The sequence below is a fragment of the Roseinatronobacter sp. NSM genome, from assembly GCF_052379845.1.
Lineage (GTDB): Bacteria > Pseudomonadota > Alphaproteobacteria > Rhodobacterales > Rhodobacteraceae > Roseinatronobacter.
The window spans coordinates 1-6,851 of the sequence record NZ_JBQTCF010000068.1; the positions used below are offsets into that span (position 1 = coordinate 1).

Sequence of the window (6,851 nt, forward strand, 5' to 3'; positions counted from 1 at the left end):
TGAAGCTGCCCTTCGCCCTTGGACTAAGCCCGCGCTGTCGGCGGGCCGGGGTCTGCCGATCCGGCGTTATAGGGGTTCACTTTATGCACGCGGCATATTCCTGAATTCAATCGCTTGGCGCACCTTCAGGTCATCGGCAGGCCGCGGGCCGGCCCGCCGATGGCGCGGCGGCCTGCGGCCTTGATTCCGCGCCTTGGGACATTCCCAGTGTCGGCAAAAGGCCAAGAGCAGCGCCCAGCCTGTGCTGTATTTCAAATAGAAATGCGCCCCCCCCCAACACAACGCCCAAAGCAGCTTTTGCGCAGCGCGTGTCCAAATCCGTCGCTGTCAGCCGAACAACCTGTCCCGCACAAACAGGACCAGCCCCTGAAATGCCACAAGAACCAGCATAAGAATGCAGGCCAGAATCGCCATGCCGACCGCGAATTCGACCTTGTTTTGGTATAAGGCTGACCACTTCGTGCAGCTTCGCGCCCAGACTGGGGGAAATCCGCGCCCAAGGGCCGCGGGAGTGACGGTGGGCCGGGATATATCCGCGCAAAAATAACGCTTGCTGCAAAAACAATGCCTGTGCGATGTGTTTTGACAAACATAGCATCAGGAGAAGCGTATGCGGACTGCCGTGATCTGCCAGATGGCTGCCATTGCGATTGCGGGTTGGGCCGCAGTGGCCATGCCCGCGCGCGCTGTGGCAGCGGATGTCACGGTGTTTGCCGCAGCAAGCCTGACCAATGCGCTGGACGGGGTGGCCGCCGCCTGGACTGCCGAAACAGGGCTGTCTGTCGCGCCGTCCTATGCGGGGTCGTCCGCGCTTGCCCGCCAGATCCAGCATGGCGCCCCGGCTGATGTGGTGATCCTGTCCAGCGTGGACTGGATGGATGCGCTTGAACAGTCCGGCGATCTGCGCAGCGGCACGCGGGCGGATATTCTTGGCAATACGCTGGTGCTTGTTGCCCATGGCCGCGATGTGGCCCCCGTTGCGCTTGATGCCACGCTGGACATGGCGGGCCTGCTGGGGGACGGGCGGCTGGCCATGGCGCTGGTGGATGCAGTGCCTGCGGGTATTTATGGCAAGCAGGCGCTGACATCGCTGGGGCTTTGGGACCATGTGGCCCCGCTGGTGGCGCAATCTGACAATGTGCGCACTGCGCTGTCCTTTGTTGCGCGCGGCGAGGCGCCGTTGGGCATTGTCTATGCCACAGATGCGGTGGTGACGGACAATGTCACGGTCATTGGCAGTTTTCCGGCAGACAGCCATGCGCCAATCACCTTTCCCGCCGCGGTTACAGCCCAGTCCGCCAGCCCCCATGCGCAGGCGTTCCATGAATATCTGACATCCGGGACCGCCCGCGCCATCTGGGCACAGTTCGGTTTCCGTGTCTTGCGCTGATGGGGGGGGAATGGGCAAACTGGCTTGGCCCCGCCGAATGGCAGGCCGTGCGGCTGTCGCTGCGCGTGTCCTTCTGGGCGACACTGTGCAGCCTGCCGCTGGGGGTGTTGGTGGCCTATGCGCTGGCGCGGTGGAACTTCTGGGGCAAGCAGGTTCTGAACGGCCTTGTTCACCTGCCGTTGATCCTGCCGCCGGTGGTGACGGGGTATTTGCTGCTGATGGTGTTCGGGCGTCGTGGGGCGGTGGGGCAGGTTCTGGACCAATGGTTCGGCATTGTGCTGTCGTTTCGCTGGACGGGCGCCGCTGTGGCGGCCGCGATCATGGCATTCCCGCTGATGGTCCGGGCCATCCGGCTGGCGATTGAGGGCGTGGACCCCAAACTTGAAGCCGCCGCCAGCACGCTGGGCGCATCAAAACTGTGGGTATTCGTCACTGTCACGCTACCGCTGATTTTGCCCGGCATCATTGCGGGGGCCATTTTGGCATTTGCAAAGGCGATAGGCGAATTCGGCGCGACAATCACCTTCGTGTCAAACATTCCCGGCCAGACGCAGACAATCCCTTCTGCGATATATGCGTTCTTGCAGGTGCCCGGCGGCGAAAACGCGGCAAGCCGCCTTGTCATCATTGCGGTGGTCATTGCGATGGCCGCCCTTGTGGTGTCGGAAGTTCTGGCGCGGCGGGTGGCGAAACGGGTGTCGGGGTCATGACGCTTTCAATCGCTATTCAGCACAGCTTCAAGGGTTTCGCGCTGGACGTCAGCTTTCAGGCACCACCGGGGGTGACAGTGCTGTTTGGCCCGTCGGGTTCGGGCAAAACCACCTTGATCAATGCTGTGGCGGGGCTTTTGCGCCCCGATTGCGGGCGCATTGCGGCGGGGGATTGGGTGCTGATGGATACGCAGGCGCGCCAGTTCCTGCCCCCGCACCGGCGCAGGCTGGGCTATATCTTTCAGGAAGGGCGTTTGTTTCCGCATCTTAGCGTGCGTCAGAACCTTGCCTACGGGCGCTGGTTCGCGCCGCGCCATGCGCGCAGCGAACCTGTGGCGCATGTGGTGGAGATGCTGGGCATCGGCCACCTTCTGGACCGCCGCCCCGGCGCACTTTCGGGCGGCGAGAAGCAGCGCGTGGCCATTGGCCGCGCCCTGCTGGCCGCGCCAAAGCTTATTCTGGCAGATGAACCACTGGCCGCGCTGGATGAGGCGCGCAAGGCTGAAATCCTGCCCTATTTTGAACGCTTGCGCGACGAGGTGTCGGTGCCGATTCTGTATGTCAGCCATTCCCCTGCAGAAGTTGCGCGGCTGGCCACAACCGTGGTCGCCCTGAAGGCGGGCAGGGTGGCGGCCATTGGCCCCGCCGCGCAGGTGCTGGGCGATGTGGATGCGGTGGGCGCGCGGGGCGCTGCCTCGGTTCTGGGGGCGCGGGTGGTGGGCCATCATGATGACGGGTTGACCGAACTTGCCACGGCCGGGGGGGCGTTGTGGCTGCCGCGTCTGGACGCCGCGCCCGGCGCGGCGATCCGCCTGCGCATTGCCGCGCATGACGTAATCTTGTCGCGCGACCGTCCAACAGGCTTGTCGGCGCTGAATATTCTTGCCGGAACGATCCGCGACATTCATCTGGGCACTGGTCCCGGCGCACTGGTCACGCTGGCGTTCGGGGATGACAGGCTGACAGCGCGCATCACACGACGATCCGCCACGGCAATGGGCCTCGCCCCTGGCCAGCCCTGTCATGCGGTTCTGAAATCCGTTGCGACTGCCCCCGAAAATGTGGGCACCGGCTGATATAACAGTGCGCCCCGCGCCGCGCATTGACTCGGGCGCATGCTTGCATGTGGCACGGCCTTTCTACGCAGTGCCGCGCGGTTTCAGGGTGACCCTGTTCAGCACCTGCGGCAGGGTTTCGGGCAGATCCTCGGCAATCAGTCCCGCGCCAAAATGTAACGCGGTTTCTACATGCAGCCATGCCGCCGCGCAGGCCGCATCGAAGGGCGCAACCCCGCGCGCCAGCAACCCCGCAATCATGCCCGCCAGCACATCGCCTGATCCTGCCGTGGCCAGCCATGGCACTGCGCGGTCATAGGCCGCGCCGTTCAGCGCACAGCGCCCGTCCGGCGCGGCAATCACGGTGTCCGGGCCTTTGAACACCACCACGCACCCCGCGCGCCGGGCGGCGTCATATGTTGCATCGCGCTTGGAATAGGCCGGGCCGCGTGTCGCCGCATTTTGCAGTTTTGCTGCAATATCAGGAAACAGGCGCGCAAATTCGCCCGCATGCGGGGTCAGGACCGTTTGCGGTCCAAGCGCGTCAAACCCTGCCGCGCCCTGCGCCAGCAGTGTCAGGGCATCGGCATCAAGGACAGTGGGCCTGTTTGCATCCAGCACAGCGCGCAATACGCCCGCCTCGCGCGGGGACACGCCGCCGCCCGGCCCAAGGCACAGCGCAGTCACGCGCGCGTCTTGCAAAAGCTGGCTTACCGCGTCCGCGTCCCGCACCGCGCGCAGCATCACGGCATCCAGACGGCAGGCGTTTTCTTGCAGGGCAGCAGGCGGGCAGGCCAGTGTCACCACGCCCGCGCCCATGCGCAACGCGGCGCGCGCCGCAAGGCGGGCCGCCCCCCCTTTGCCCACTCCCCCCGCCAGAACAAGCGCGTGCCCATGCGTGTATTTATGCCCCGCGCCCCGTTTGCCCAAACCTGCGGCAAGGCTGTCGGTCAACAGGTTGGTCTGGTGGGCATGGCCGCTGTTTTGTCCCAACCCGATATCGGCAACGACAAGCGCGCCGCAGTGCTGTGGCCCTTGGGCCAGATAATGCCCGATCTTGGCGCGGTGGAATGTCACCGTCAGCTCGGCGGGCAGCGCATATCCCAACGCGCGCCCGCTATCCAGACACACCCCGCTGGGCGCATCAACCGCCACCCGCCCCCGTGCAGGCCGCTGGTCCAGTTGCGCAAGCGCTGTGGCAAGCGGTTCGGGCAACGCACGCGTCAGGCCGGTGCCAAACAGCGCGTCAATGACGAAAGCCTCCGGGGGCAGCATGTCTGCCACAGCCGCCGTCAGCGCATGAACCGCGCCCATTCGCGCCCATCTGTCATAGTTGTGACGCGCGTCGCGGGGCAGGGTGTGCGCGTCGCCATACAGGCACACAGTGACGCGCCAGCCGCGTTCGGCCAGCAACCGCGCCACAACAAAGCCGTCGCCGCCGTTATTGCCCGGTCCGCACAAAATTAGGGCAGTGCAGGGGGAATCGTGGTGAATGTTCCAATGGTCCAGCAGGGCGCCCACCACCTTCTGGCCCGCATGTTCCATCAATTCCAGTCCCGTCACCGCGCCAGAATCGATAGCGGCACGTTCAACGGCGCGCATTTGGGCGGATGTCAGTATTTCGACCATTTTTGCGAACCTACTTTTTACAAACTGCATAAAAATAATGCGCATTGACTATTATTTGTGCTGCAGTGTTGATTGGGTGTTTTGTTCCTTCCAAGTTCCAGTCTATCAGATTGTGAGGAAGGTCTGAACATGATCTGAACAAGGCAAGCCGGACGAGGGCTTCAGGAAACGAAAAGGCGAGGGCATGAAAAAGATCGAAGCGATCATCAAACCGTTCAAGCTTGATGAGGTCAAGGAGGCGCTGCAAGATATTGGCGTTCAAGGGTTGTCGGTTCTGGAGGTCAAGGGATTTGGCCGTCAGAAAGGGCATACTGAACTGTATCGCGGCGCTGAATATGTGGTCGATTTCCTGCCCAAGGTGAAAGTCGAGATTGTTTTGCCCGATGATCAGGTTGATGAGGCTATTGAAGCCATCATTGCCGCTGCCCGCACCGAAAAAATTGGTGATGGCAAGATTTTCGTTTCACCGGTGGAGCAAGCGATCCGCATTCGCACTGGCGAAAGCGGGGATGACGCGCTCTGACCTGATGCAGTTTAGCGGGGCCTTGCGCCCCGGACCCAATTCCCAAAGAAAAGGAAAAAGACATGAGTTCTGCTGACGTTCTCAAGCTTATGAAAGACGAAGATATCGCCTATCTTGATATCCGCTTCACGGACCCGCGCGGGCGCATGCTGCATGTGACCATCGTTGGCGATCTGGTGGATGAAGATTTCCTTGAAGAAGGCTTCATGTTTGACGGATCGTCCGTGCCGGGCTGGAAGGGGATTGAAGCATCCGATATGAAATTGGTGTTCGATCTGGACAGTGTCTATGTCGACCCGTTCTATGCGGAAAAAACGCTGGCGATTCACGCGTCCATCGTGGAGCCCGACACCAATGAGCCGTATGAGCGCGACCCGCGCGGCACCGCAGAAAAGGCCGAGGCCTATCTGAAATCTTCAGGCATTGGTGATGCGGCCTATTTCGGCCCGGAAGCGGAATTCTTCGTGTTCGACAGCGTGAAATTCAGCGACAAGATCAACAAGGTCAGCTTCGAGGTGGATGCCGAAGAAGCCGCGTGGAATTCCGACACCGATTATGACACTGGCAATACCGGCCACCGTCCCGGCGTCAAGGGCCACTATTTCGCGATGAACCCGATGGATGCCAATCAGGACATGCGTTCTGAAATGTTGACCACCATGAAAGACATGGGCATGAAGGTCGACAAGCACCACACCGAAGTGGCGTCCGCACAGCATGAACTTGGCCTGATCTTCGGATCGCTGACCAAGCAGGCTGACGAAATCATGAAATACAAATATGTCGTGCGCAACGTCGCTGACGCCTATGGCAAAACGGCAACCTTCATGCCGAAACCCGTCAAGGGCGATAACGGGACCGGCATGCATGTGAACATGTCCATCTGGAAAGATGGCAAGCCGTTGTTTGCAGGCGATAAATACGCTGACCTTAGCCAGGAAGCGCTGTGGTTCATTGGCGGCATTCTGAAACATGCCAAGACGCTGAACGCGTTTACCAACCCCACAACCAACAGCTACAAGCGCCTGATCCCCGGGTTTGAAGCGCCTGTTCTGCGCGCATATTCCGCGCGCAACCGGTCGGGCTGCATTCGCATTCCATGGACCGAAAGCCCCAAGGCCAAGCGCGTGGAAGCCCGCTTCCCCGACCCCTCGGCCAACCCTTATCTGGCATTTGCGGCCCTGCTGATGGCTGGTCTTGACGGTATCAAGAACAAGATCGATCCCGGCCCCGCGTCTGACAAGGACCTGTATGATCTGCCACCCGAAGAGTTGGAAGGCATCCCCACAGTTTGCGCAAGCCTGCGTGAAGCGCTGGAAAACCTTGCTGCGGATCATGACTTCCTGCTGGCTGGTGATGTGTTCACCAAGGACCAGATCATGGCCTATATCGATCTGAAATGGGAAGAAGTGTATGCCTATGAGCACACACCCCACCCGATCGAATATGCGATGTATTACAGCTGCTGATCGGGTGTTCCCGTAGGGAAAGCCCCCGCGCATGCGGGGGCTTTTTTTGTTGGCGGAACTGGCGTGTGCTGTGGT

At 61.4% G+C, this 6,851-nt stretch carries 6 protein-coding genes; 5 read left to right on the forward strand and 1 reads right to left on the reverse strand.

Annotation, left to right across the window (positions count from 1 at the left end):
• Nucleotides 1-610 precede the first annotated feature (610 nt).
• From modA to modC, 3 genes are read left to right on the forward strand one after another with little or no spacing between them, the layout of a single operon-like run.
• Complete coding sequence (gene modA, locus ACTZWY_RS19355; RefSeq protein WP_444792350.1) at nucleotides 611-1,390, forward strand: molybdate ABC transporter substrate-binding protein; 780 nt, start codon at nucleotides 611-613, stop codon at nucleotides 1,388-1,390.
• A complete protein-coding gene (gene modB / locus ACTZWY_RS19360) occupies nucleotides 1,390-2,100 on the forward strand; it encodes a molybdate ABC transporter permease subunit (protein WP_444792351.1) in 711 nt (236 codons plus the stop codon). The genes modA and modB overlap by 1 nt, the downstream gene beginning before the upstream one ends.
• A complete protein-coding gene (gene modC / locus ACTZWY_RS19365) occupies nucleotides 2,097-3,176 on the forward strand; it encodes a molybdenum ABC transporter ATP-binding protein (protein ID WP_444792352.1) in 1,080 nt (359 codons plus the stop codon). Before modB ends, modC begins: the two co-directional genes overlap by 4 nt.
• A 63-nt stretch (nucleotides 3,177-3,239) precedes the next feature.
• Here the strand turns inward: modC and ACTZWY_RS19370 are convergent, their stop codons facing one another.
• A complete protein-coding gene (locus tag ACTZWY_RS19370; protein ID WP_444792353.1) occupies nucleotides 3,240-4,784 on the reverse strand; it encodes an NAD(P)H-hydrate dehydratase in 1,545 nt (514 codons plus the stop codon).
• A gap of 184 nt (nucleotides 4,785-4,968) precedes the next feature.
• Between ACTZWY_RS19370 and ACTZWY_RS19375 the strand changes: the two genes are divergently transcribed.
• Nucleotides 4,969-5,307, forward strand: coding sequence for a P-II family nitrogen regulator (locus ACTZWY_RS19375; RefSeq protein ID WP_274351887.1), 339 nt, complete (start codon nucleotides 4,969-4,971; stop codon nucleotides 5,305-5,307).
• 62 nt (nucleotides 5,308-5,369) lie between these two features.
• Nucleotides 5,370-6,776 carry a type I glutamate--ammonia ligase gene (gene glnA, locus ACTZWY_RS19380; protein ID WP_444792354.1) on the forward strand — a complete coding sequence of 469 codons (1,407 nt, stop codon included), beginning with the start codon at nucleotides 5,370-5,372 and terminating at the stop codon, nucleotides 6,774-6,776.
• Nucleotides 6,777-6,851: the final 75 nt, after the last annotated feature.

What these genes read in the sequence shown, in the direction of transcription:
- glnA (WP_444792354.1), top strand. Translation starts at nt 5,370, where the DNA reads ATGAGTTCTGCTGACGTTCTCAAGCTTATGAAAGACGAAGATATCGCC.
- modC (WP_444792352.1), top strand. Translation starts at nt 2,097, where the DNA reads ATGACGCTTTCAATCGCTATTCAGCACAGCTTCAAGGGTTTCGCGCTG.
- ACTZWY_RS19375 (WP_274351887.1), top strand. Translation starts at nt 4,969, where the DNA reads ATGAAAAAGATCGAAGCGATCATCAAACCGTTCAAGCTTGATGAGGTC.
- ACTZWY_RS19370 (WP_444792353.1), bottom strand. Translation starts at nt 4,784, where the DNA reads ATGGTCGAAATACTGACATCCGCCCAAATGCGCGCCGTTGAACGTGCC.
- modA (WP_444792350.1), top strand. Translation starts at nt 611, where the DNA reads ATGCGGACTGCCGTGATCTGCCAGATGGCTGCCATTGCGATTGCGGGT.
- modB (WP_444792351.1), top strand. Translation starts at nt 1,390, where the DNA reads ATGGGGGGGGAATGGGCAAACTGGCTTGGCCCCGCCGAATGGCAGGCC.